Source organism: Pantoea sp. SYBGC1 (assembly GCF_057197005.1).
This window is the reverse complement of the sequence record NZ_JBXUNM010000002.1, coordinates 320,627-345,618: the sequence shown is the minus strand read 5'-3', so window position 1 is coordinate 345,618 and position 24,992 is coordinate 320,627. Positions and strand designations below refer to the sequence as shown.

The 24,992-nt window shown below is 53.5% G+C and carries 25 protein-coding genes and 1 pseudogene; 11 read left to right on the top strand and 15 right to left on the bottom strand.

Annotated features, from left to right (window positions below):
• Window positions 1–43: 43 nt before the first annotated feature.
• The 5 genes from treZ to AC2CF9_RS07150 all read left to right on the top strand — a co-directional run bounded on the left by treZ (window position 44) and on the right by AC2CF9_RS07150 (window position 7,712).
• A complete protein-coding gene (treZ, locus tag AC2CF9_RS07170; protein WP_484556625.1) occupies window positions 44–1,828 on the top strand; it encodes a malto-oligosyltrehalose trehalohydrolase in 1,785 nt (594 codons plus the stop codon).
• Window positions 1,825–4,320, top strand: a complete 2,496-nt coding sequence (gene treY, locus AC2CF9_RS07165; protein WP_484556624.1) for a malto-oligosyltrehalose synthase — start codon at window positions 1,825–1,827, stop codon at window positions 4,318–4,320. Before treZ ends, treY begins: the two co-directional genes overlap by 4 nt.
• A 60-nt stretch (window positions 4,321–4,380) precedes the next feature.
• The gene (gene glgX, locus AC2CF9_RS07160; RefSeq protein ID WP_484556623.1) at window positions 4,381–6,456 is read left to right on the top strand and encodes a glycogen debranching protein GlgX; all 2,076 of its coding nucleotides are present in this window, start codon (window positions 4,381–4,383) and stop codon (window positions 6,454–6,456) included.
• A gap of 515 nt (window positions 6,457–6,971) precedes the next feature.
• Entirely contained in the window at window positions 6,972–7,328 is a 357-nt protein-coding gene (locus tag AC2CF9_RS07155) for a hypothetical protein (RefSeq protein ID WP_484556622.1), read from the top strand.
• Window positions 7,329–7,382: 54 nt separating this feature from the next.
• A complete protein-coding gene (locus AC2CF9_RS07150; RefSeq protein WP_484556621.1) occupies window positions 7,383–7,712 on the top strand; it encodes a hypothetical protein in 330 nt (109 codons plus the stop codon).
• 33 nt (window positions 7,713–7,745) lie between these two features.
• On the opposite strand, the gene AC2CF9_RS07145 is transcribed toward AC2CF9_RS07150, so the two are convergent.
• On the bottom strand, window positions 7,746–7,952 hold the full coding sequence (locus tag AC2CF9_RS07145; protein ID WP_484556620.1) for a type II toxin-antitoxin system MqsA family antitoxin: 207 nt from the start codon (window positions 7,950–7,952) through the stop codon (window positions 7,746–7,748).
• 317 nt (window positions 7,953–8,269) lie between these two features.
• On the opposite strand from AC2CF9_RS07145, the gene AC2CF9_RS07140 reads away from it, so the two are divergent.
• Window positions 8,270–8,878 (top strand): NAD(P)-dependent oxidoreductase, encoded by a 609-nt coding sequence (locus AC2CF9_RS07140; RefSeq protein WP_484556619.1) that lies wholly within the window; start codon window positions 8,270–8,272, stop codon window positions 8,876–8,878.
• Window positions 8,879–8,901: 23 nt separating this feature from the next.
• Here AC2CF9_RS07140 and AC2CF9_RS07135 read toward each other — a convergent pair whose 3' ends face one another.
• The gene (locus AC2CF9_RS07135; RefSeq protein ID WP_150016671.1) at window positions 8,902–9,783 is read right to left on the bottom strand and encodes a LysR family transcriptional regulator; all 882 of its coding nucleotides are present in this window, start codon (window positions 9,781–9,783) and stop codon (window positions 8,902–8,904) included.
• Window positions 9,784–9,920: 137 nt separating this feature from the next.
• Here AC2CF9_RS07135 and AC2CF9_RS07130 point away from each other — a divergent pair, with 137 nt between their 5' ends.
• Window positions 9,921–10,397 carry a glutathione peroxidase gene (locus AC2CF9_RS07130; RefSeq protein WP_150016672.1) on the top strand — a complete coding sequence of 159 codons (477 nt, stop codon included), beginning with the start codon at window positions 9,921–9,923 and terminating at the stop codon, window positions 10,395–10,397.
• Between the two features lie 106 nt (window positions 10,398–10,503).
• Here AC2CF9_RS07130 and fhuE read toward each other — a convergent pair whose 3' ends face one another.
• Entirely contained in the window at window positions 10,504–12,660 is a 2,157-nt protein-coding gene (gene fhuE, locus AC2CF9_RS07125; RefSeq protein ID WP_484556650.1) for a ferric-rhodotorulic acid/ferric-coprogen receptor FhuE, read from the bottom strand.
• 371 nt (window positions 12,661–13,031) lie between these two features.
• Complete coding sequence (locus AC2CF9_RS07120; RefSeq protein WP_484556649.1) at window positions 13,032–13,772, bottom strand: sulfite exporter TauE/SafE family protein; 741 nt, start codon at window positions 13,770–13,772, stop codon at window positions 13,032–13,034.
• Between the two features lie 111 nt (window positions 13,773–13,883).
• On the opposite strand from AC2CF9_RS07120, the gene AC2CF9_RS07115 reads away from it, so the two are divergent.
• The gene (locus AC2CF9_RS07115; protein ID WP_484556618.1) at window positions 13,884–14,774 is read left to right on the top strand and encodes a LysR substrate-binding domain-containing protein; all 891 of its coding nucleotides are present in this window, start codon (window positions 13,884–13,886) and stop codon (window positions 14,772–14,774) included.
• A gap of 163 nt (window positions 14,775–14,937) precedes the next feature.
• On the opposite strand, the gene AC2CF9_RS07110 is transcribed toward AC2CF9_RS07115, so the two are convergent.
• The 3 genes from AC2CF9_RS07110 to AC2CF9_RS07100 form a co-directional block, all read right to left on the bottom strand.
• Window positions 14,938–15,399 carry a DUF421 domain-containing protein gene (locus AC2CF9_RS07110; protein ID WP_145339752.1) on the bottom strand — a complete coding sequence of 154 codons (462 nt, stop codon included), beginning with the start codon at window positions 15,397–15,399 and terminating at the stop codon, window positions 14,938–14,940.
• 12 nt (window positions 15,400–15,411) lie between these two features.
• The gene (locus AC2CF9_RS07105) at window positions 15,412–15,921 is read right to left on the bottom strand and encodes a hypothetical protein (RefSeq protein ID WP_484556617.1); all 510 of its coding nucleotides are present in this window, start codon (window positions 15,919–15,921) and stop codon (window positions 15,412–15,414) included.
• Window positions 15,922–16,115: 194 nt separating this feature from the next.
• Window positions 16,116–16,718 (bottom strand): TetR/AcrR family transcriptional regulator, encoded by a 603-nt coding sequence (locus AC2CF9_RS07100; RefSeq protein ID WP_484556616.1) that lies wholly within the window; start codon window positions 16,716–16,718, stop codon window positions 16,116–16,118.
• A 148-nt stretch (window positions 16,719–16,866) separates the two neighbouring features.
• Here AC2CF9_RS07100 and AC2CF9_RS07095 point away from each other — a divergent pair, with 148 nt between their 5' ends.
• Window positions 16,867–17,730 (top strand): oxidoreductase, encoded by an 864-nt coding sequence (locus AC2CF9_RS07095; protein WP_484556648.1) that lies wholly within the window; start codon window positions 16,867–16,869, stop codon window positions 17,728–17,730.
• Window positions 17,731–17,787: 57 nt separating this feature from the next.
• Here the strand turns inward: AC2CF9_RS07095 and AC2CF9_RS07090 are convergent, their stop codons facing one another.
• A complete protein-coding gene (locus AC2CF9_RS07090) occupies window positions 17,788–19,020 on the bottom strand; it encodes an MFS transporter (RefSeq protein ID WP_484556615.1) in 1,233 nt (410 codons plus the stop codon).
• 563 nt (window positions 19,021–19,583) lie between these two features.
• Complete coding sequence (locus AC2CF9_RS07085) at window positions 19,584–20,162, bottom strand: DUF4142 domain-containing protein (RefSeq protein WP_150016685.1); 579 nt, start codon at window positions 20,160–20,162, stop codon at window positions 19,584–19,586.
• 627 nt (window positions 20,163–20,789) lie between these two features.
• On the opposite strand from AC2CF9_RS07085, the gene AC2CF9_RS07080 reads away from it, so the two are divergent.
• Complete coding sequence (locus AC2CF9_RS07080) at window positions 20,790–21,305, top strand: GNAT family N-acetyltransferase (RefSeq protein ID WP_484556614.1); 516 nt, start codon at window positions 20,790–20,792, stop codon at window positions 21,303–21,305.
• Window positions 21,306–21,365: 60 nt separating this feature from the next.
• Here AC2CF9_RS07080 and AC2CF9_RS07075 read toward each other — a convergent pair whose 3' ends face one another.
• The gene (locus AC2CF9_RS07075; protein ID WP_484556613.1) at window positions 21,366–21,518 is read right to left on the bottom strand and encodes a hypothetical protein; all 153 of its coding nucleotides are present in this window, start codon (window positions 21,516–21,518) and stop codon (window positions 21,366–21,368) included.
• A 52-nt stretch (window positions 21,519–21,570) separates the two neighbouring features.
• Window positions 21,571–21,738, bottom strand: a pseudogene (locus AC2CF9_RS07070) (sugar phosphate isomerase/epimerase); the annotation flags it as partial.
• 661 nt (window positions 21,739–22,399) lie between these two features.
• Between AC2CF9_RS07070 and AC2CF9_RS07065 the strand changes: the two are divergent.
• Window positions 22,400–22,777 (top strand): transglycosylase SLT domain-containing protein, encoded by a 378-nt coding sequence (locus AC2CF9_RS07065; RefSeq protein ID WP_484556647.1) that lies wholly within the window; start codon window positions 22,400–22,402, stop codon window positions 22,775–22,777.
• 246 nt (window positions 22,778–23,023) lie between these two features.
• Here the strand turns inward: AC2CF9_RS07065 and AC2CF9_RS07060 are convergent, their stop codons facing one another.
• The 4 genes from AC2CF9_RS07060 to AC2CF9_RS07045 form a co-directional block, all read right to left on the bottom strand.
• Entirely contained in the window at window positions 23,024–23,254 is a 231-nt protein-coding gene (locus AC2CF9_RS07060) for a hypothetical protein (protein ID WP_484556612.1), read from the bottom strand.
• Complete coding sequence (locus tag AC2CF9_RS07055) at window positions 23,254–23,403, bottom strand: succinate dehydrogenase flavoprotein subunit (RefSeq protein WP_484556611.1); 150 nt, start codon at window positions 23,401–23,403, stop codon at window positions 23,254–23,256. Before AC2CF9_RS07055 ends, AC2CF9_RS07060 begins: the two co-directional genes overlap by 1 nt.
• An 83-nt stretch (window positions 23,404–23,486) precedes the next feature.
• Complete coding sequence (locus tag AC2CF9_RS07050) at window positions 23,487–23,810, bottom strand: hypothetical protein (protein ID WP_484556610.1); 324 nt, start codon at window positions 23,808–23,810, stop codon at window positions 23,487–23,489.
• 643 nt (window positions 23,811–24,453) lie between these two features.
• A complete protein-coding gene (locus AC2CF9_RS07045) occupies window positions 24,454–24,951 on the bottom strand; it encodes a GNAT family N-acetyltransferase (protein WP_484556609.1) in 498 nt (165 codons plus the stop codon).
• Window positions 24,952–24,992: the final 41 nt, after the last annotated feature.

Genomic DNA, 24,992 nt, shown 5'->3' with positions numbered 1-24,992 from the left:
GATGTCGTCCATTGCCCCGCGCGGGGCTTAACGAGGCAATAAAATGGAATCCACAACGTTGGAAAAATCCTGGGGTGCTGAAATCCTTGCTGACGGCACCGTGCGTTTTCGTCTCTGGGCACCGGGTCAGCAGCAGGTAGCCCTGCGCCTGAACGGCACCGATTATCCTATGCAGGCGGAAAAGGATGGCTGGTTTACCCTGTCACAGTCAGGGGTGACGCCAGGTGCAGAATATCACTACGCGCTGGCCGATGGCAGCGTGGTGCCTGACCCGGCTTCGCGGGCGCAAAAAGCAGAGGTTAACGGTCCGTCACTGGTCATCGATCCGCAAAGTTACCGCTGGCAGCATACTGAGTGGCGCGGACGTCCGTGGCAGGAGACGGTGGTGTATGAGCTGCATATCGGCACCTTTACGCCTGAAGGGACCTTTCGTGCAGCTATTGAAAAACTGCCGCAGCTGGCTGAGCTGGGTATCACCATGATTGAGGTGCTGCCGGTGTCGCAGTTTGGCGGTAATCGCGGCTGGGGCTATGACGGCGTCCTGCTCTATGCGCCACACACCGCTTACGGCAGCCCGGATGATTTCAAAGCGTTTGTTGACGCGGCGCATGCGCTTAACCTCTCCGTGGTGCTGGACATTGTGCTGAATCACTTTGGTCCTGAAGGCAACTATCTGCCGCTGCTGGCCCCGCAGTTTTTCCATGAAGAGCGCCAGACCCCCTGGGGAGCCGGTATCGCCTACGATGTGGATGCGGCACGCCGCTACATCTCTGAGGCGCCGCTCTACTGGCTGAAAGAGTATCGCCTCGACGGCCTGCGTTTTGACGCTATCGATCAGATTGAAGACAGCTCAGATAAGCATGTGCTGATTGAAATTGCAGAGCGCATTCGTCATGAAATTCCGGACCGTCCGGCACATCTCACTACGGAAGATTCACGTAACGTGATCTTCCTGCATCCGCGCGATGAACAGGGCAATACTCCGCTCTTCAGCGGAGAGTGGAACGACGATTTCCATAACGCTATTCATGTGCTGGCAACCGGTGAAACTCACGCCTACTACCAGGATTTTGCCGATGCGCCGGAGAAAAAAGTCGCGCGCATTCTGACCGAGGGGTTTGCCTATCAGGGTGAGGTCTCGGCCCAGAGCGGTGAGACGCGCGGCGTACCGAGTGCAGGCCAGCCCCCGGTGGCGTTTGTTGATTTTATTCAGAATCACGATCAGGTGGGTAACCGGGCACAGGGCGATCGCCTGATCACGCTGGCCGGAGAGGCGCGCACCAAAGTGCTCTACTCGGCTCTGCTGCTGTCACCGCATATCCCGCTGCTGTTTATGGGCGAAGAGTATGGTGAAACTAACCCGTTTCTGTTTTTTACCGACTTTCACGGCGATCTGGCGAAAGCGGTGCGTGAAGGACGTGCACGCGAGTTTACCGGCCATGCCGGACATGACGATGAGGTGCCGGATCCCAACGCGGAAGAGACATTCCGGCGTTCAAAGCTCGACTGGGCGAAGACGACCAGCAGCGAGGGCAAAGCCTGGCTGGCGCTGACGCGCACGCTGCTGTCGCTGCGTCAGCAGCATCTGGTTCCGCTGCTGGCGACGGCCGGGGGCCACAGTGGTCAGGTACTGGCGACTGGTGATGGCTACGTTGCCGTGCAGTGGCGCTTCCCGCAGGGCACGCTCTCTATGGCTTTTAATCTGGGCAATACCGCTCAGGCACTTCCTGATATGCCAGGCGAAACGCTGTTTGCCTGGCCGCAGGAGCAACATGAACTCGCGCAGAACGCCATTATCGTCCGTCTGGCACCAGGAGCAGCAGCATGACTATCCCGACCTCCACTTATCGCATTCAGTTTCGCAACGGCATGACCTTTGATCGTGCCACGGAACTGGTGCCTTACCTGCAGAAGCTGGGCATCAGCCATCTGTATGCTTCACCCATTTTTACCGCGACGAAAGAGTCAACGCACGGCTACGACGTCACCGATGCCAATGAAATCGATCCGGCTATCGGTGGCCGAGCGGGCTTTGATCGACTGAGCGCAGCCCTGCAGGCCGCCGGCATGGAGCTGATCCTGGATATTGTGCCTAATCATATGGCGGCTTCACTGGAGAATGCCTGGTGGCGTGATGTGATTGAACATGGGCAGGAGAGCCAGTACGCGCGCTATTTTGATATCGACTGGTCGCGCAGGCTGACGCTGCCGTTTCTGGGTGACGATTTCGATCGCGCAGTGGAAAAAGGTGATATCACGATTAAAGCCGATCCGCAGAGCGGTAAACCGGCGCTGGCGTATTTCGACAGCTACTATCCGCTGACGCCTGCGAGCTGGCAGGGACGTGAAGCAGAGCTGCTGGCGCTGACGGACCCCGCCGCCATTGCTCAGCTGCATGAGGAGCAGCCGTGGCAGCTTATGAACTGGCGTGAAGCGCGTAGCGCACTCTCCTATCGTCGCTTTTTTGAGATCACCGGGCTGGCAGGCGTACGCGTCGAAGATCCGGTGGTCTTTGAGGATTCGCACCGCCTTATTCTGTCGCTGGTGCGCAGCGGCGCGGTCAGCGGCCTGCGTGTCGATCACGTTGATGGCCTCGCCGATCCGCTGGGTTATCTGCAGCAGCTCCGCACCGCGGCCGGCGAAGAGTGTTATATCACCGTAGAGAAAATTCTCGCCGACGGCGAACAGCTGCCGGAAGAGTGGCCCGTCTCCGGTACAACCGGCTATGAGTTTATTGCGGCACTCTCACATGTGCTGATTGACGATACAAAAATCGACACGCTGCGACTCGCCTATGAGTCAGCCACGCGTGAGCGCAATGATGTGGAAGCGGGCCTGCGCGCGGCGCGCGAGCTGATGGTGGATCGCAATTTTGCCGGCGAATTCAGCCGGCTGCTCTCACTGGCAACCGATACTGCCGGACTGGAGCACCGCAACTTTGGTGAAGCGGAGCTGCACGTGGCGCTGCGCGAGCTGCTGATTGCCTTCCCGGTCTATCGCACCTATGGTCAGGCAGCGGGTATGCCGCTGGCGGGCGAAGAGCGTCTGCTCAGCGTGCTTGAGGGCGTAAAACATAGCGCATCCCCTGCTACCCTGAGCTTTCTGCAGGCACTGCTGCTGGGTGCAGTCAGTGAAGAGGGTGAAGCGCTGGCGGCGGAGTTTCGCGCCCGTTTCCAGCAGCTGACCGGACCGCTGATGGCAAAATCGGTTGAAGATACGCTGTTTTTCCGTAATCACGTGGCGCTTGCGATCAACGAAGTGGGTGCAGAGCCGCTGCCGCACGCGTTCTCACTGGCGCATTTTCATCAGGAGATGCAGACCCGTCTGCAGCACCAGCCTGACGCTATCTCCAGCACCTCCACGCACGATACCAAACGCGGCGAGGATGCGCGCGCGCGGCTCTATACCCTGAGCGAAGCGCCGGATGAGTGGGCAGAGAACGTGACGCGCTGGCAGCAGCTTAATCAGGAGCGCGTACAGGAGCTGGCGGACGGCCCGGCTCCGGAGCCTGCCGTTGAGTGGATGCTCTATCAGGCGCTGGCTGGCGTCTGGCCCGCCACGCTGCAGCCGGACGATCGCACCGGACTGGACGCGCTGTGCGAACGTTTTATTCCGTTTGTGGAAAAGGCGCTGCGTGAAGCGAAGCTGCGCACCGACTGGGCAGACAGTAACGAAGCCTATGAAAACGCCGTACTGAATTACGTGCGTCATCTGTTCGCTGCGGAAAACGTTGCGTTTCTCACGGACTTTGCCCAGGCGCTGCAGCCGTTTATCCGCGCCGGACTGGTGAACAGCTTTACCCAGACGGTGATTAAACTTACCGCGCCCGGCGTGCCTGATATCTATCAGGGCTGCGAAGCGCTGGATTTCAGCCTGGTCGATCCGGATAACCGCCGTGAACCCGATTTTACTACTCTCGTCAGTCAGCTTGATGCTGACGCCTTCCCTGACTTTACCAGTCAGCAGGGCTGGCTGAGCGGCAGCCTGAAACAGCAGATGGTTATGCGCCTGCTTCATCTGCGCCGCGATCACGCAGCGCTCTTCCGTTTCGGCGACTATCAGGCGCTGCACGCCAGCGGTGAACACGCAGAGAAAGTGGTGGCTTACGCCCGCCAGTCCGAAGCGGGCGCACTGATTGTGATTGCTCCGCGCCTGATCTTTGCTGACGCCCAGTGGGCAGATGTCTCGGTTGCACTGAGCGAGACGCTGTCGCACCGCACGTGGCTGAACGCTCTGAATGGAGAAACTTACGCTATCACCGACAGTATCGCGCTGGAAAACCTGAACTACAGCGCACCGCTGGTCCTGCTCAGCAGCTAACCCTGACTGATGGAACTGAAGTTATGCCTGCATATCTGTTCACTGAATGGAGAGGATTAAATGTCAAACGGTAAGCCTGTTGAGATCACAGCTGGTACAGGGTATCAGCTCGGTGCTAACTTTGATGGTGAGGGCGTTAACTTCGCCCTGTTTTCCGCACACGCTGAGCGGGTTGAACTCTGCCTGTACGATCCGAGCGGTCAGCATGAGATCGCCCGCTTTGATCTGCCGGAATATACGCACGAAGTGTGGCACGGTTATGTGCCCGGCCTGCAGCCCGGCGCGCTGTATGGCTATCGCGTGCATGGACCTTATGACCCGGAAAACGGGCATCGTTTCAACCCGAACAAACTGCTGATCGACCCGTATGCGCGGGAGCTGCAGGGCGACATCGACTGGAACGAAGCGCACTTTGCCTACGAACTGCTGCATGAAGATAAAGATCTGACCTTTGACACGCGCGACAGCGGTCCGTTTACGCCGAAATGCCGGGTGGTAAACCCGAATGAGTTTGACTGGCAGGATCAGAACCGGCCATCCATTCCCTGGTCTCAGACGCTTATTTATGAGACGCACGTAAAAGGCTTTACCCAGCTTAATCCGCTGATCCCGGAAAATATGCGCGGCACCTACGATGGCATGAGCAATAAAGCCACGGTGGATTACATTAAAAGCCTGGGGGTCACATCGGTAGAACTGCTGCCGGTGCACTGGTTCCCGGACGATCAGCATCTGCTGGACAGAGGCCTGAAAAATTTCTGGGGCTACAATTCACTGGCGTTTTTTGCACCCGCCACGCGCTATTTTGGCCCGCGCGGCATTCAGGGCTTTCGCGATATGGTGCGCGGCTTCCACGATGCCGGTATCGAAGTGATCCTCGATGTGGTCTATAACCACACCGCCGAGGGCAATGAGCTTGGCCCGACGCTCTCATTCAAGGGGATCGATAACTTCTCCTACTACCGCACCCTGCCGGATCAGCATCGCTACTACATTAATGACACCGGTACCGGAAACACGGTTAATACCTCGCATCCGCGGGTACTACAGCTGGTGACTGATTCGCTGCGCTACTGGGCAGAATCGATGCATATTGATGGCTTCCGCTTCGATCTCGGCACCATCCTTGGCCGTGAGCCGGAGGGCTTCGATCAGCGCGGCGGTTTCTTTGACGCGGTGACGCAGGATCCGGTGCTCTCTAAACTCAAACTGATTGGCGAGCCGTGGGATATCGGCCCTGGCGGCTATCAGGTTGGTGGCTTCCCGCCGGGCTGGGCGGAGTGGAACGATAAATATCGCGACACGGTGCGTGAATACTGGAAAGGTGACAACGTCTCGACGGATTTCGCCGCGCGCCTGCTCGGTTCCGGCGATCTCTACGATCAGCGCGGTCGTCGTCCGTGGGCCAGCGTCAACTTCATTACCGCCCATGACGGGTTTACGCTGAATGACCTGGTTTCCTATAATGAGAAACACAACGACGATAACGGCGAGGATAATAACGACGGTCATAACGATAACCGCTCATATAACTACGGTGCTGAAGGCGCAACCGAAGATGAGGGAATTATCGCCGTGCGCGAACGCCAGAAACGCAACTTCCTCGCCACGCTGCTCTTCTCCCACGGTACGCCGATGCTGCTGGCGGGCGATGAGTTTGGTCGCAGCCAGATGGGCAATAACAATGGCTACTGTCAGGATAGTGATATCTCCTGGCTCCACTGGGAAAACCTGCCGCCGTCGGCTGACGCGCTGCGTGAATTTACCAAACGCGTCATTGCCCTGCGTGCTAAACAGCCGCTGCTGCGCCGCGAAAGCTGGCGTGACGGCATGGACATCAAATGGTTTAACGCCGGCGGTGGCTTCCAGCAGTCGGAGCAGTGGGAAGAAGGCTCTACGCTTGGCGTCTATATTGGTCGTCCCGATCTGCAGCCGGAAGAAGGTATCTGGCACGACGTGCTGATGCTGTTTAACCCGTTTGAAGGGAATGTGCCGTTCCGTATTCCGCAGTTTGGTGAAGGCGGCTGGGTGCTGGAGCTGACCACGTCAGAGACCGCGAATGAAGGCCTGGTCATCACTCAGGAGCAGGATTTTGAACTGGAAGGGCGCAGCCTGGCGCTGTTCCGCCGTCCGTAACCCATCCCCCGCGGAGCCGCTCGCCGGCTCCGCATTTTTACCCGCCTGCTGCTCACGTTTCAATGCTCTTCGGCACGATTATGTTACAGGCTCTTCTGGCTATCTCCCTGCCCTCAGGCTTTCAGGATCGCTTTGAATTCATCCTGGACAATGCTATTCCTTCAATAAAGGTCACGATCGTTTCGGGCAAAGAATAATCTTAAAGTTAGCTTAAGACTAAAGCCGTAATCTGTTGCGTGCGCACTGCACGTGCGATGCATGCGCGTACTAAGATGGTAATTTCTGGAATAATTTGCCCGCCCTGTGCGGATTTTTTTAAGTCAAATTTGCACTAATCCCGGACAAAGGCATCACGCTTCGCTTTTTATCAGTACCACTCTAACCTGTAAACAGCGATAACGGCGGTTATCATCACGCCTGCACGCTTTTTTTGCCTGCAAAAACAGTAGCTTTACGCACCGGAGAGATAGCCTATGCTGGCTGCACAATAAAATTCCACGTTAGAGGGATCTGTTATGTTAGCTGCCTCCGTACCCTGCACTAAAGAAGTTATGCCGTTACATCATGAGCTCATTGATACCGTTCACCTGAACGGCTTACGCTGCCACATCATCTATAACAGCGTGGCACCCAGCGCCAGCGTCATTACGATGGAGAGTGCGCCGTCTGAAAATGAGGCGAGCTGCCGTACCCTGGCGGCGCTGGAGCTTGAGCGCGTAGCCGGAATCAACACAGTGCTTCGCATCAAGTCGTTTTGGTCTGAGCCGGACGAAGGGCTATCAGGCATTGGTTTTGTTGAGCCGTCCTGTCTGGCAACGGCACTTTATAATGCACTTGCGACAAAGAAACGGATCACGCTGGTAGGGCTGTAGACAGATAGCTTATGCTGAATGAATCTGTCAGGCGCGGGTAATAAGGAGCGACTTATGACCGTAATACCCTTCTCATACAGTCCCGATACAATAGCGCGCTGCTTTAAACGGGTTGCATCGTTTAACGCAGCCGGCACGCCCTGCCATGTTATTTATGACGCAAGGACACGACGCATTGCGCTAATGGAAGCCAGAACGTCCAATATTGAAGGATTTATGCGGCATAAAGTCATCGCAACGGTACAGGTAGAGCGTGTAAGAGACCAGAATGATCGGTATCACGTAACATCGTTCTGGACTCATCCGGCACAGCCTAAAAACCTGAAAGCGGCCTTCCGCGCTGCGCTTAGTGATATTGAGGAATTTAAGCTGGTGTGGATATAACGTAAAAGCGCCCGCAGCGTGCGGGCTCTCCTGTCACTTTGTATCAGCTGCCGCAGCTTCCAGCGCATTAACCTTTTCCAGATATGAATCAGCCTCAGCCTTATCCATAATCACCTGGGCGCAGGCCATGCAATGACTGCCTTTTACATCGGGTACGATATCATTGGGATTACCCGTATTAAGCGGTACATCTCGCGTGTCGTAAACAAAAGCTTCTGAGCCACATGCCGGACATTTCATGCTATTTCTCCCTTTTTAAACCGGAGAAACAATCATAGCTGACAGCCCTGAACCCGGCTGGCAGCGCCTGACCAAATTATGCGGCGTCAGCACCACTATCCTGAGATATCGTCACCAGATTCGATAATTTCAGATATTTCACACTCTCGTTTAATCGCCCGCAACGCCCTGCCCCGACTTAAGCGTAAACAGGTGATTCGCTCATTTTATGCAACAGTTTGTCTCCTCTGGTGCTGTTTATCACTTTGCAGCGTACAGATAGAGTGTGTGTTATCAGCAACGGCCGCAGAGGCCTGATAAAACTCAGGAGCAGCAAAATGAAAATTGCATTGATTGGCGCAACCGGACAGGCGGGTTCCCGCATTCTTCACGAACTCACTGCACGCGGTCATACCGTAACGGCTATTGCGCGCAATGCGGATAAGATTGCACCAGCCGAAGGGGTTATCCCGGCCGCGGGTGATATCAACGATCCACAGGCGCTGGCAGGCGTGCTGGCCGGGCACGATGCCGTGATCAGCTCAGTGCACTTCAGCGCCAGCGATCCCGATAAACTCATCGGCGTGGTAAAAGCGTCAGGTGTGAAACGCTATTACGTTGTGGGCGGCGCGGGCAGCCTGGAGGTTGCGCCAGGCGTAAAAGTGATCGATACCCCCACCTTCCCGGAAATATACAGAACGGAAGCTGAGGCGGGCGTGCGCTTTCTGGAAAAACTGCGTGCGCAGCATGACCTTACCTGGACCTTTCTTTCGCCATCCGCCCTGTTCACGGCGGGCGAACGCACCGGTAAATTTCGCCTGGGGAAAGATACGCTGCTGACCAATGAGCAGGGCAGCAGCATTTCGTTTGAAGATTACGCCATTGCGATGGCTGATGAGATTGAAACACCGGTGCACGCTAACCAGCGTTTTACCGTGGGTTATTAATGATCGAAGCGCAGAGACGCACCTCAGGGCAGCCTGAGGTGCTTTACCAGATAATCAATCAGTACGCGCTGCGCCTGCGGCATCTTTTTCTGCGTGAGATAGACTGCGCTGACCGCCAGCCGATCGGGTTCATATTCCGGCAGCAGCCTGACTAATCTGCCCGCGGCAATCTCCTCCTGCACGGCAAACAGCGGGAGCACAGCCATTCCGCCCCCCATTTTTACCGCTTTCAGCAAAATCGCTGCTTCATTGGTGCTGATACTGCCTGTTACGGGCAGGTCAATGACTTCATTTTCATGATGAAACCGCCACGCATGACCAAAACAGCTATAGGTCAGGCAGTTATGATCCTGCAGCTCGCGCAGGCTGCCGGGAGCGCCATGTTTATCGAGATAGGTTTTGCTGGCGCACAGCACTGAGGAGCAGTATCCAAGGTGACGCGCGTAAAGCGCCGGGGCGAGTGTGGCGGCGATGCGGATAGCCAGATCGATGCCCTCTTCTGCCAGATCAAGCGACCTGCCTGTAATCTGCAGATTAACCTCTATTTCCGGGTAGATTTGCAGAAAATCGATCAGCATGCCCGTCAGGCAGCACTCGGCCAGCAGGGCGTCAGCGGTGACTTTCAGCTTACCTCTCGGTACGGCAGTGGTCCCCGGCCCCATCGCGGTCAGTCCGTCGGCGAGCGTCCTGATCTCCTGACACAGCAGCAGCGCCTGCTCGCCGGCGACGGTCAGGCTCAGTTTACGTGTCGTGCGGTGCAGCAGACGCGAACCTGTCCACTCCTCCATCAGCGCAATGTAGCGCGATGCCATCGCCCGCGACAGGCCCAGATGCTCTGCCGCCGCCGTTATGCTTCCTCGCTTTGCCGTCTCTGCAAAGACGATAAGCGCTGTGATCCTGTCCATTCACTCACCTCGTGCAACAATGCACCTGAAGTATGCCTCTTTTACTGTTGCGCTGTCTGATTATCATCAACCACGGTAAACCCTGCAGGATGTTGATGATATCATCGCAGAATCTGTTGAGATCTGAGGCCTCCCGCATGACAGCTTTTTATCAATTCTCCGCGACCCGCCTGCAGGGTGAGCCGGTTTCAATGTCTGACTACGCCGGTAAGCTGGTTCTGGTGGTGAATACCGCCAGCCACTGCGGGTTTACGCGCCAGTATGCCGGCCTTGAAGCGCTCTGGCAGAAGTATTCGGCACAGGGGCTGGTGATACTCGGTTTCCCCTGCAACCAGTTTGGCAAGCAGGAGCCCGGCACTGCCGGTGAGATTGCGCAGACGTGCCATATTAACTACGGGGTAAGCTTCCCGATGTTTGAAAAAACTGAGGTTAACGGAGCCGCAGCACATCCGCTGTTTGATTATCTTAAAACGGAATTACCTGGCCTCGCGGGCAGGCGAATTAAGTGGAACTTTACGAAGTTTCTCATCGGACGCGACGGCCAGCCGTTGAGACGCTTTGCCCCCATCACCTCACCGGAAAAGATGGAGCCGGCAATCGTTGCGGCTTTGTGACATCACGCGGCGGGTGCGCAGGGTATCAGCAGCGTCAGGCAGAACGCATGGCGTCTGAGACAGGCGTGATGATAAGAAAAGCTGGCCCCGGCAGGGCCAGCCGAAATCAGAAGCTGTAATTAAAGCTGACTGAATAATTTGCCGGTTCGTTGAACGCCACACCGCCCGCCGGGTTGGTGTTGTATTCACGATCGAACAGGTTTTTAACGTTACCCTGCACAGAGAGTTCGCGGGTAACCTGATAGCGTGCAAACAGGTTAACCAGCGGATAGCTTCCCTGATAGACACGCTCAGTCTCGCCGGCAGGATTAATCGCTTCCTTATAGGTACGATTCTGCCAGTTAATTCCCCCGCCGACGGTCAGGTCAGATAGCATTGGCAGAGTGTAGCTGGTGAACAGCTTCAGGCTTGTCTGCGGCATATAGGGATTAGTGCGATCGCCGTCCGCATCCTTAGCCACATAGCGTGTGGCACCAAACGTTAACTTCAGGTTGTCTGTGACCGCACCATTGATCTCAAAGTCCACGCCGCGGCTGACCACGCCTTTGGACGATTTATAGGCGTTTTCATTACTATTATTTACGTATCTGTTGCTCTGTACCTGTCCGAGATTCTCCTGCTCAATACGAAACACCGACAGGCTCGCCGTAATATCGCCGTTATTCCAGTCGCCTTTGATGCCCGCTTCGTAATCCTTACCCGTAACGGGCTTCAGATAATTTCCCTGCTGGTCACGATACGTCTGCGGCTGGAAAATGGAGGTATAGCTGGCGAAAGCAGAGTAATTTTCATTGATGTCATAAACCAGGCCGCCGTAAGGCGTGATGTTATTCTTCTCCGTATCCGCCAGGGTGCCGTGCGCGCTGTATTGAGTGTAGCGTGCGCCTGCGATCAGCGAGAGCGGATCGGTCAGCGAGAATCGCGCTGCAGCATAGCCCGCCTTCTGCCGGATGGTATCCTCAGAGGAGAGCGCCCATGCTGGCCAGTCGGGCTCAGCCACATCGCCACTCCAGCTGTTCCAGTCACCAATTTCCGCAGGGGAGAGAATGGATGTTGAGTAGAGATAGCGGTTGCGCTGGCGGCTGTAATCCACCCCTGCCACCAGCTGGTGTTGACGACCCAACATTTCAAACGGCCCGGTAACATAAGCGTCTACCGCCGTCTGTGTGCGAAGCCCTTTATACCATCCCGCATAACCGTAACCATTGCTGTTAAATATGCCGGTGGTCTGGTCCGGATATCCCGTCATGTAGAGCAGCTTGCTGTCAAAATCGGATTCGGTATGCGTGCCGTTCACCCGCACCTGCCAGCCGTTATCAAAATTCGTCGTCAGGTTTGCAAAGACCTTACGGGACAAAATGTTGTAGTGGGTCCAGTCGGCAGATGGGTTATCTGACCGATCGTAGTGAATTTTGCTGCCGTTGCTGTACCAGAGAGGCAGGCCGCCCCAGGTCGGGCCATCCGTATTGCGTGACTGATAGTCATACCCCAAGTCCAGAGTGGTGTTGTCAGTGAGATCTGCCGCCACGGTGGCATACAGAAACTTCTTACGCTTGTGGTAGCGGTCAACCCAGCTATCCTGATCCTGATACCCTGTCACCACGCGGCCGCGCAACGTGCCGGAATCATTCAGCGGTCCGGAGAGGTCGGCTACATAGCGCTGATTGTCCCAGCTCCCGTAACTTGCGGAGAGATCGCCGGCAAAGGTTTTGCTGTCAGCTTTCTTGCGGATCATGTTTATGGCAGCCCCCGGATTGCCGGTGCCGGTCATTAATCCGGTGGAGCCGCGTACGATATCGATACGCTCATAGATCGCGGTGTCGCTGTCGGTTTCACCAAAGTTCCACGCGCCGGTCTGCGTGGAAGGAATATCATCGTAGGTGTAGTTGTTGATGTAGAAGCCACGGGAGTAAAAATCCACGCGCTCGGAGTCATTCTGTGACGCCGAAATACCGGTCACGTTCGCCAGCGCATCGCCCACGTTTTGCAGGTTCTGATCTTTGATGCGCTGCCGGGTCAGCACGCTGACCGACTGCGGTATATCACGCTGAGTCAGATTCAGTTTGGTTCCGGCGCGCGTGGCCGGAACGGTATAAGCGCGTGCGGGATCAGATGTGCTGTCATCATCGGTATCAGCGGTGACCACCAGCGACTGCTCGCTGCGGTGATCGCTCTCTGCTGCAAACGCGCTTTGGAGAGTCACGGCTTCGATAATAGCGAGCGTCAATAGTGAATAACAAAACGTTTTGGTCATGCCTGGCATGGCAATGGCGCGAACAGTAGAAATCTCTTTGAAAAACACTTAAATACCTCATTTATTATAGTTAATGCTTTTGACTTGCCAGCCTTATATGCCATTCATTAAGTGCATATATATGCCAGACACAGGTCATGCATACGCTATAGTAAATGCAAATGATACTGATTGCCATTTAGTTTATCATCAAAACTCTCCCTCTTCTGCTGCAATACGCGCACGCTGATGTGCAACGGCAATGACAAAACGGTGACGTCTAAAAATGGACAGCTATCAGAGCCGTTTACCTTCAGATCCCTGCCGGGTGAACGTGACGAGGATGCTGCAAATAGCCGGCGCGGTGTCATCATGTTGATGGGGGTCTGCTTTGTGGTAAATCAGACCAGGGAACGGGAGATAAGCTCTGCTCCCAACACTATCAGGAGCAGGAGAAAACAGCGTCTGAAAAGCCGTGCACTGATATGCATCCGCAGTTGCTGTCCCAGCCACATACCCGCCAGCGCAGGTAATACGGATGTCAATGAGAGTGAGAGCTGCTCCGTTGTAAAGGTGTTGTGCAAATAAAGCCCTGCAGAGAGCCCTATCGTCAAAACGGTGAATGAGAGGCCCAGCGCCTGGATAAGCTCATCTTTACTAAAGTGAAGCGACTGAAGAAATGGCACGGCCGGCATAACAAATACGCCTGTTGCGCCGGTAATCACGCCGGTTATGCCACCAATAATGGGTGACAGCCATTTCTCTGTGGTCAGTGAAACCGCAAAAGCAGGTGAAGCCAGCGCAAAGAGAGCATAGATAATTAACATCCCGCCCAGACCGCAGGCTGACCAGATGGGATCAACGCTGACAAGCAGCGAAGAAGCTGCGATTGTGCCCGTTAAACTAAGCAGCATCATCAGCCACAGACGGCGGATAATCGGCAGCGCTGAAGGGCCGGTAAAGAGCTGCAGCACATTGGTGACAAAAGAAGGAATAACCAGCAGAGCCGCTGCGGCTGGCGGAGACATAAGCAGGCCAAGTAATCCCATAGCCACCGTTGGTAAGCCCATTCCGGTTACGCCTTTAACAAAGCCGGCGAGTATAAAAATGATAAAAAAAGTGAGATAAAGTTGTTCGCTCATAAAAATGCCCCGCCTGATGATGCAGTGATTCAACCATCCCGGCGATCGGTGGACAATCTGGTTTAAGCGCATCATGCTTCGGATAATCCGAAGGCTGAAAATGAGGTCACTATGAAGCTGGATTTTTCTGACCTGAAACTTGTCGTCTCCATTGCTGATGCAGGCAGTATTACCCAGGGGGCGCGGCATGCCTGCCTGGCAATCGGCTCAGCCAGTGAAAGACTCAGATCCATAGAAGCCGATATCGGGGCAAAGCTGTTTACCCGCCATCCGAGAGGGATCATTCTTACTGAGGCTGGCGAAATCCTGATCTGTCATGCACGTGAGCTACTCTTCCGCCAGGAGAAGCTGAAAGCTGAGCTGGGCGCTTACATTACTGGCGTAACCGGAAAAATAGGGTTGTATGCCAACACCTCAGCCATGACCGGGTTTCTGCCCGGCAGGCTTGCGCGATGGCTGGCAGAATATCCGGATGTGACTATTGAGCTGGAAGAGCGGAGCAGCGCAGATACCATTAACAGCATACATAATGGCACCGCTGAAGCAGGCCTCGTCTCAGATGCGGTTGATGCGCGCAACCTCACGCTTGAACCCGTAGCAGATGACAATCTTGTTCTGATTGTTCCATCCTCTCATGCGCTTGGTTCGAGAGAGCATGTCTCTCTCGCCGACGTCTATGATGAGCCTTTTATTGGTTTATACCCCGGTAATGCGTTGCAGGATCATATCAGCGGACATGCCAGAGCGTCTGGCCACTCACTGAACTATTGCATCAGAATGAGCGATTTTGAGGGAATGTGCGAAATGGTCAGTAACGGTATCGGCGCAGGGGTTCTTCCTTTATTGACTGCTGAACGTTTCAGTAGCAAATTCCTTTACCGCATAGTGCCCCTCACCGACCCGTGGGCGCAGCGGCGGATCTGCATTTGTTATAAAACACCGCAATCGCTTAGTCCCGGCATGGCCAGACTGCTTGCTTTTCTCAGGATAAGGGAGGTGTAATTCTCTTGTCAGGCCGTTTTGACCAGAGCTGCATGCTTAGCGCTTCGCTATGAAATGAAGGTAAATCATGCACGCTTTATCTGCAGCGGACAGAAGGATCTCCGAAAGAGCCTCAGCGGTCATCCTGATTCAGGATCCAGCGCCCGAAAAATGCGTGTTAACGCTATGATGATTTTGCGCCTTCGCTTTCGGGAATAATTGAGATATGGCCGTTAACTTCCAGCACGGCATATTTTATCTGCTCCATGCGCATAAGCCCCTGCGACGATCGTGCCGCTTCCAGAATATCTTCACGGCTTATTCCGGCCATTTTCATGCGTTTATGCAGTTCATTGCCATTTTCCACCAGAATAACCGGACCGCCCTCCACCAGCTGCTCAACAAATGGAAATCGCGTTTTCAGCTTACCCAGCAAAATATCGATAACGATAAGTGTGATAATGGTCAGACTCGCTCCGGTTACTGAGAAATCATCACCCAGCAGTGCCTGCTGAGTGGCTTCACTGATTATCAACAGTAAAATCAGGTCAAAAGAGGTCATTTGCAACAGGGCGCGCCGTCCTGCAATTTTGAATACAATCATCAGGAGCAGATATATTCCTGCTGCACGTAGGACAGTTTCCATTATTTTTTCCTCTCAGGAGTAAATCCAGAGTGAAAACAGGGCCGGCAGCCCATCCTGAACGCTGATACTCATGGGTATGGAACCCATCGCCTGAGGCTGCATTCCAATCCAGATGGTGTGGCCAGCCTGTGCATCGCGCGTTAAAAAAGTCAGCTGTAAATCATTTGCACGTGCCACTGCCTCAATAGGCTGAGGCTGAAGCGTTTGTATCTCAAGTTTATCTGGCGCTCCGTTTCCTATGGTCACGGTAAAACGCTCTCCATGACGGGCAGGAATATGAATACTCATATTCATATTACTCTGCATACGCCCGAACCGTTCGTACCTCACCTCAAGCGAGCCATCCTGCGATTCGACGTGTCCATTACTCAGAAAGCCTTTCGAGAAGAGTCCACACGCTCCCAAAATAACAATTAGGCAGAGTATATATTTTCCTGCATTCTGAATACGGGCTTCCCGTAACTGCCAGACCATATCTTCTTTTACCGGAAACGCCCGGCTTTCTGATTCCTCTTTTTTCATGATTTCAGCTCTTCCTGTCTTTCACCATCTGGTTAATACCCTGGCCGGGTAAACAGAATTAAACGCAGCGACAGCCAGATATTGTGCTTCAAGTCGCCAGCGATAGAGTCACCCTACTTCCTGATTAGCATTCATTAATAAGTATTGTCACAGTTATTTTAATTGCCAAACGCCCGGCCTGCAGGCCGGGGTTGTCAGAGATGAATGGCAGCAGAGTGCAAAACAGAGATATTACTCTCGAGATATTCCCGGAGAGGCCTGCTGCACCCTTCGTGCAGCCATGCTTCAACTGCAATCCGCATCGCTCCCGTCCCCGCCATCGCCGCAATTTTGAGTGCCTGCGCGCGTTCTTTTTCTGGCCAGAGCACGCAGAGAGCGGCATGCGCGGCCTCCTCCATGCGGAGAAACTTCATCTGATTTCCCAGACGCAGCTGTTCGGTCGACTGCGTGATGCGTGCGATCAGCATCGCAATATCCGGAGACATATTAATTGTCATTGCCATCAGGGCTTCACTGACCAGCCCGAACGGCGTTGCCGTTTTGCCCCGCCTGAGCATTTCAGCATAGAGCGCATCAGGCAGGCCATTCTGCCACGCCAGAATAATCTCCTCTTTGGCGCTGAAATAGTTAAAAAAGGTGCGCCGCGAGATCCCCGCGGCGCGAGCTATATCATCAAGGGTGGTAGCCTCGAACCCTTGTTCTGCAAACAGTTTCAGTCCTGTCTCAGTCAGGTTCTGGTACATCTCCCGGCGCTTTCTTTCACGCAGACCTTCATGCTGTGGTAACGCTTCTGGCACGATAACTTTTCCGTCACTATTGAAATTATGCACTCAGTGCAATATATTTATTTGCACTCGGTGCAATTTTAGCCCGAGCGGACAGGTGTTCACAAGTTGTAAAACCTGCATTCCCCTCCCTGCTCAGGATCACGCAATGAAAATCAACCTGACTAACGACAATTTTACCCCAGCCGGAACCCATCTTAGCCTCCGGCGGATGGGATATGGCACCATGCAGTTACCCGGCCCGCACGTCTGGGGGCCGCCACGTGACAGGCAGGCGGCAGTCGCCGTGCTCAGAGAGGCGGTCGCGCATGGGGTCAACCATATCGATACCGCGCAGTTTTACGGACCGGGGGTGGCTAACCAGCTGATACGCGAAGCGCTGTCACCTTATCCGGACGACCTGACGCTGGTGACGAAGGTCGGCTTTGTCCGCGGAGCAGACGCCTCCTGGCAGATTGATCGCACTCCGGCCGGGCTGGAGCGCGCGGTACATGAAAACCTCGATACGCTGGGTCTTGAAACCCTTGATATCGTCAACCTGAGGCTGGGAAAGGCAGGCGCCCCTGATGAAGAGCCAGTGACTGAGCCTCTGGAGACGCTTGTCCGGTTACAGCAGCAGGGACTGATTCGTCATATCGGCCTGAGCAATGTCACGCCTGCACAGTTTGCGGAGGCTAAAACCGTCGCGAATATTGTCTGTGTGCAGAATCAGTACAACCTGGTCAACCGGAAGGATGACGCGTTTATTGACGCGCTGGCTGCAGAGGGCGTCGCCTGGGTTCCCTTTTTCCCGCTGGGCGGATTTACGCCGCTCCAGTCTTCGCTGCTTAATCAGGTTGCAGATGAAGCTGGCGCCACGCCAAAGCAGATAGCGCTGGCTTGGCTGCTTCAGCGCTCGCCCAATATTCTGGTCATAGCAGGCACCTCTTCGGTTACGCATCTGCGCGAAAATCTGGCAGCGGCCAGTTTGTCACTCACCGCAGACCAGGTGCGTCGCCTTAATGCAATAGAGGCGGAAAAATAGGAGAAGCCATCGACAGGTGGCTTTAACTTTATGGTCTGTGTGGCGCTATCACGCTGTTTACCGGCGTTGTTTTGTATCTGGCATAAACAGCGTAGCGAAGCCCAGCAGCGGCAGGAAAGCACACAGGCCATAAACCCACTCAATGCCGTATATATCTGCCATCTTGCCAAGACCGGCGGCGGCGAGCCCGCTGACGCCAAACATGGTACCAAACATGATCCCGGCGACCATCCCTGCACGACCCGGAACAATTTCCTGAGCGTAAACCACCAGCGCAGAGAAAGCTGAAGAGAGGATCAGGCCGATAAAGATGGTGAACACAATTGTCCAGACCAGGCCAACGTGTGGCAGTAACAGTGAAAACGGGATAACGCCTAAAAACGAGATCCAGACCACCGCCTTACGACCGATGCGATCGCCTATAGGTCCGCCGGCAAACGTTCCGACCGCCACCGCAGCAAGAAACGCAAACAGGCAGAACTGCGCGTGCTCCAGCGGCATGCTGAAGCGGTGGACGAGATAAAACGTAAAATAGTTACTCAGCGAAGCGATATAGGTAAATTTCGCGAACATCAGAACGCTGACTACGGCCAGCGCCTGAAAGACTTTTGCCCGGGAAAATGTCTGCAGCGGGGCGCTGCCGTGGCGCTTCATGTGCGCCTGACCGTGGCGGGCGGACCACTGGCTAAGCCGGGTCAGAATAACAATCGCGACCAGCGCGCACAGCATTAACCAGGCGACAGAGAGCTGGCCATGAGGAATAATCAGCAGCGCGGCCAGCAGAGGGCCAAATGCCGATCCCGCATTTCCGCCAACCTGAAAAGCGGACTGCGCGGTACCGAACCGCCCTCCCGACGCCATGCGGGCGATGCGCGAGGCTTCCGGATGAAAGACAGACGATCCAACGCCAATCAGCGCAGCGGCAACTAAAATCACTATAAAATTGCCGGCAACCGCGAGCAGCCCGATCCCCAGGAAGGTGACGCCCATGCCCGCAGGCAGCAGAAAGGGTCTGGGGTGTTTATCCGTGTAAAGCCCGACCCAGGGCTGAAGCAGGGACGCCGTTATCTGATAGACGAGAGATATCAGGCCAATCTGCGCGTAGGTAAGCGTAAAGTTCGCCTTAAGCATGGGGTAGATTGAAGGCAGTACGGCCTGAATCATATCATTACAGCCGTGCGCGAGCGCGGTAGCGCCTACGATACTGACAAGGAACCCCTGAGCGGGACTGGCTGTTTCCGCGGCAGGGATCGCCGGAGAATGTTCAGATTCTGTAGAGTGTGAAGCCATATTCATGTCTCTTTGCGGGTGAAGGTAAGTCAGTTTTAATTGTCTGATTTTTACTACAGTTTGCCGTAATAGCGGCGTTTAACCAGTCTGGATGCTGTCAGACGGATAATCATAAATGCAGGGCTTTAATCTGAAATGCCAAACAATATAGATAAAAAGCCAGGACACGATGAGACAATCGGGTGGTCTGCGCTTGCCAAACGCTACCAGCGGGGAGATATCGATCCGCCTCATTAACACGCTGAGGGACAGCTGCTGTATGAAAATCAGGGGGGTGATGCTCAGTAAAGCAGAGCATCAGGTAGTCGAATAGCGCGTCCGCTCTTCGCTTATATCATACTTTCATTCGCCGGCATCGGTATGAAGCGGAGCTGTATGATATGCAGGCAATGGATATATTCAGGCAGATAGCCTGCAGATGAGTGTCAGCATGGGACTGCAGCCCGGCGGACATCAGGCGGCGACTTAACGAATTAGCGCCGCGCCTGCTTTTCATGACTGACACTCATCAGCGCTTTTTTCCGCAACGCCATCAACGCAGGCTGCGGAAGCGCGCAACCTGTTTACTTACCGGCTTGTGACATCTGTTCGGCAGACTTCAGATGCTCTTCGACAACCGGCGTATGTGCGTCAGCCAATGCTTTGACATCGGGATCCTTAATCATTTTGGCGTCACTCTGCAGGGTCGACAGCACCATCTTGTGATCCTTCGTGCCCGCGTTAGTCATATACATCTTGTCAAATTCGGCACCGCTCTGTTTTTCCAGCTGAGCGGCCATCGTTTTGTGTTTTGCATCCGGCTCAGTCGGCAGCGTTACGCCTTTTTGCCCGGCGACCGTCTGGACTTTGGTCAGCGCAGCGCTGTGATCGTCTACCATTTTTTGCGCATACGCTTTCACTTCGCTGCTTTCCGCTTTCGTCAGTGCCATTTTGCCGGCAGCGACTTCATTGATATTGGCCTGCGCCATATCCTTCAGCGCTTTTTCATCGCTGGCGCTCAGTTTGCCGCCCGCTGCGCTCTGCCCTGCAGCACCATCCTGCACGGTGCTGGCTGGCGTCTGAGCATATACGCCAGCTGTGCTAAACATGGCGACAACTGCTGACAGAACCAGTACTCTTTTCAACGTTTTATTCTTATGCATATTATTCTCCAGAATATCGATGAGGTGGCTGACCTCTGGCTATTAACCGCAGGCAGCCTTACAGGGAAATCGGAAGTGCATTAGCCAGTATAGTCAGTGATAAAGAGAAGAGAGTTTTACCGCGCTAAATTCCGCAAGATCTATTGAGGAGAGGTCACAGCAAGCTCATTTAAAGCGAACCGTAAAAAACCAGCTCGCATTAAAAAATAAAATGATGCTTTTTGAGATTGATCATAAAAACAGGCAGATTTAATATTAATGATGATCTCACTATTAATAATACCCGGCCTTTTCAGCCAGCACGCTTACTCATTCAGCAGACTCAGGCAGCTGATAAGTGTGTCATTACCGTTTTACTCCATATCAATTTACTATCCAGCCCACTCGTGCAGGATAACGCCCTCTTCTCACCTGATTTTTTAACAGAAACTAAGACTATCTTTAAAGTTTGATTTAATATATTTACAGTCGAAAATGGTCAGGTGTTTGGCTCTGGCCCCATTTTAATAAAATATATCCAGGACATAATGCCCGATTTTTCAGCATCGGACGTTGTTTACTGCATGCCAGATTATCTGGTGAAAAGCGAAACTTCAGGTTCACATCGTCACGTAAAAGGAGTGTTAAATGGAAATTGAGACTGCACGCCTCAGGCTGGAACCCTTTAATGACTCTCACTATGAGGGGCTCAAGGCGATGGATAATGATGCCAGTGTGATGCGTTATATCAACAAAGGGATAGTTAAAACACCGGAAGAGACCATGGAGAGTATCAGGCGTGTACAGGCGCGCTGGGATAAATATAGGTTTTCATGGTGGGCTATCAGGCAAAAGCGTTCCGGCGTTTTCGTTGGCGCAGCCTGTCTTCAGCACCTGGCAAACGTTGAAAATGCCCCCCTGGAGATTGGCTGGCGGCTTATTCCTGAACATAACGGTAAAGGCTATGCAACGGAAGCGGCTAAAGCGATCATCGATTTCGCGGTTAAACAGGTGGGTGCAACGTATTTAGTGGCTGTCGCCGATCCTGACAATATTCCCTCTCACAGAGTGATGCAGCGGTCTGGCATGACCTATAAAGCAGAAGAGCAGCATTACAATGAGATCTGCGTTGTTTATGAACTTCACGTGAGTAACGCTGGTTAGTTGTAATGAAGCGATGATACAAGATCCGCTTTGCGCCATGAGCGGACATATCAGTAGCTGTCATCTTTCCGGAAACAGCAAACAGAGTTTTAAAACATCATCAGAATGTTTTCTCAGAAGAAAAAAATGCAAGGTATTAGCCGCCAGCGGATAGATTCCTGGCATGCGGGCAGACGCTTGCAGCTCCTCAAGGCTGGCAATCTTCTGGGGCATACGGCCCTCCACAGAGAGCACGAGCCAGCCTCTGATGACAGGCACTGCGCTTTTAGCGACTCAGGGTGGCGAGTAAGGCATCAATGGACGTCTGCAGACCCGCTTCAACGCTCATTGTAAGGTCTTCCATTTCAAGTGAGACATCACCGTCATAACCACCCATACGCAGTACTGAAAAGAACTCTTTCCACCATTCCAGATCCTGCCCGCAACCTACGGCATTTAGTTGGTTAAAAAGAGTTGATATGAAGGTAAGAATAGAGCTGTGTCCGCCAGACGAATAGAATTCCATGGTAGAAATTTTTACAGAGATGGAAGAGCACTATTATGGCAAGAGTGTTATTAAATTAAAAAATTCTGGGTTCTTGGCATAATCATCCCATTATCTGTTCATGACAGGACTGTGTGTTTTACGAACGATTATATATGCTGCTTGCTTTTTCCAGGCGAGTACAGGATATACTTTGCACTTCCTGTTTGATAGAGGAGACTCTAGAGTACACTCTAGTTAATGCACTGAATTCAAAAGAAATAGCATGCATTCAGTTTACTTGTACTCCGTGTAGAGTATTTTCTATTGAAGAACTGAAAAATCACACAGAAATTAATGTATAATTCTATGTTCCATATATGTTTTTTTGCAAGGAAACTTCTTGCGTGATGTGTGGTGGTGAAACCATAAGAGGCAGGGATCCTGACGCATACTCCGTTCCCGTATATTGCGTTATTCCCGCCATAGAGGATCATAAGTAAAATCTGCGCACATACATTTAACAGACAGGAAATACCGTTTGCTCCGAAACCTGATTTTTGTTTCTGCCATGCTGATTACGTCAATATGCCGGGCGGACTGTTTCGATATGGCAGAACGCGACTAAAAAATTGACCCGGATTTACTGCGCGCAGTTGCCTGGACGGAATCGGAATTTCGCACAGAGGCTGTCGGTATTAATCCCGCCTCCGGCTTTGAGCTGAGTCTGATGCAGATAGATTCGCAGAATTTTCCGCATCTCCGGCAGTTCCGCATTACGCCTCAGATGCTACGCGCCGATCCACGTATGAATATTTATACCGGCGCCTATTTTCCGGCGATTGCGGTAAAGCGGTTGAGAATAACGTGGCGGGCGGTAGGAGCCTATAATGCAGTGTTCGCGGATACGACCCGGAAGGAAAACAGGCGGCGTATTTATGCAGAAAAAGGTTCTCGGGCGTATTCCGCGATACGTTCTCGTGCGCAGAAAAAAGAAGGAAGCCAGTAGCGGGCAGATTAAACACCTTTCCTGCTGTCACACGGTATAAATATTAATACCTGCTGATACCCGTGCCTGCAATATTTCCGGCGATGCGAAAAAACTGTTAATGCGCAATCGTTCATCGATACGGAGGGTTTCTGTGCGCACAGACGTCGTTCGCTGTTTGCATAAATAAAAGCGTGGCCGTAACGGCCCCGCTTTTATTTACACTGCGCTGACGTTAAATACCGCCCGCCAGTCGCTGTATTCTGACTATTCGCTGAGCCCCTCAAGTCTGACCATATTTTCCGCCAGACCATTTATAATCAGTACGCGTTCAATGCCTTCAAACCAGCTTTCTTCATTTGCAACCGGAAACCAGAGGTTGCAGTTATTCCCGCTGAGAAGTTTGTGCCCGCAGAAATGAATGCCCCTGCTCTGCGCCGTCACGCACCCTGTTACCACAACTGACACCCGCACGATGTGATTTTCTATTACGTCCATTAGTTATTCTCCTCCATGAGCTGATGCACCGTGCGCATAAACTGCAGCCACAGTCGGAATACCATTGCGGGCACGCGAACGCGTGCGCCCCATTTTAAGCATTTTACAAACTCAGCCGCCTGTGCAAAAATCTGCGGGTCAGTTTTCATTATTTGTTCCTCATTTATGAGATTGATGTGGCCGCCAGTTGCCTCTGGCGACCGTGATAAGGGCAGACTCCGGTCTGCCTTTTTTACGCCTGCGTTTTTCCCCTCCCGTTTTCAGTGTCGTCTGATGTAAAACTCTCCGTAATCCCGTTCAGGTACTGCGCTTTTATCTCCGCGGCTTCGGCCTGCATCTCCTTCAGCGGAGCCAGCGCCCAGCGCGACAGGTCAGGGGCCGCGGTTTTAATCAGTGCGTCCAGGCTCTGCACCAGGTCATACGCCGCCGGGGAGTCAATGCCGCCTGTTTCTGCGAGCCGCTCCATGTTGTCCAGCGCGATAACCGGCGCCTCCATCTCCGCGTCCGGGTCCGCGGGTGCCAGCCCCAGACGCGACAGGGCTCGGTAAAACAGCATCTCGCCCTCGCTGTGTGCAAGCTCTGTCAGCGCGCGCAACTTTTCCGTGAAGTAGACGGAGCCCGGGGTTTTAACCTATGTTTTGGGAGATTCTGGCGTGGCGGTGTTGACGTTGACGTTTTGTGTGTTCATGGCAGTTCTCCTGTGCGTGGGAGGTTTCATGTTTCGGGCGCTCCGGTCGCGGCGAAGGGCAAACGAGCAACGGCAGGCAGCGGACATAAGAGCGCCACAGGCGTGCATTTCACCCTTGTGTCTGATGAATGACGGTGCTACGACCGGCCCTCCGCGCCTGAAATGATAGGAACAGCTTCACCTGAAGGTGAAGCGGGCATGAACACACCCCGGACGGCGGCCCTTTGCCGGTCCTAAGCGGCCACATCTTTTGTGGTCAGTGAACGCGCGGGAGAAAGCCCGCTGCAGGGGTTGACCTGGCCGTTGCCATCAGACCCTGGCCGGCAGGGCCGAACCCCGGAGGGATTCGGCGGAGCTAACCGGTTCAGCCGGTTAGCGCAGTGGGGCTGACGACCCGGCAGCGCCGAGGAGCCGGAGAGGGCCAAAGGGTTTTTGATACTAACGTCCGCTTTATGCCAGAAGCGGATGTTAATCTTTGAGGCATAACAAAGTGTGCCTTAGTGCTCATATGCTAATAAGGAGCACGCAGTCCCATAAGCAAAACGTCCTCGTATTTTCCTTTTCTTAGTGCGGACTCTCTTTTGAGGCCTTCCTCTTTGAAACCAAACTTTTTGTATAAAGCAATCGCAGCTTCGTTATCTGAAAAGACTTCCAGCTCAATTTTTCTGGCAGCAAGCCAGTCGAATGAATATTTGACGCAAAAGGCTATTAGCGCAGAGCCAATGCCTCTGCCTGAGAGGGTTTGATCTGTAAAAATGCCAAAAATTGTTTTATGTCTTAATCGTGGGTGTTGAGGATTTTCTATAGTTAAGATCCCAGCAACAGAGCCATCCAGTAAGGCGGCAAAATGATAAATTCCGTCTTTTCCATTGCGAGCGAGATGTTCATTCCAGTGCTTCAGGGATGGTAATGGCATACCGAGAGTGTTTTCCTGTATGCTATCCTGAGAAGCTATTTTCTGAAAATGCTCCGCATCCTCAGCTTCAACGCTTCGTATTTTTATTGCCATTAAAACCCCCATATTTGTAGTTTATTCAGTCTGGATAAATA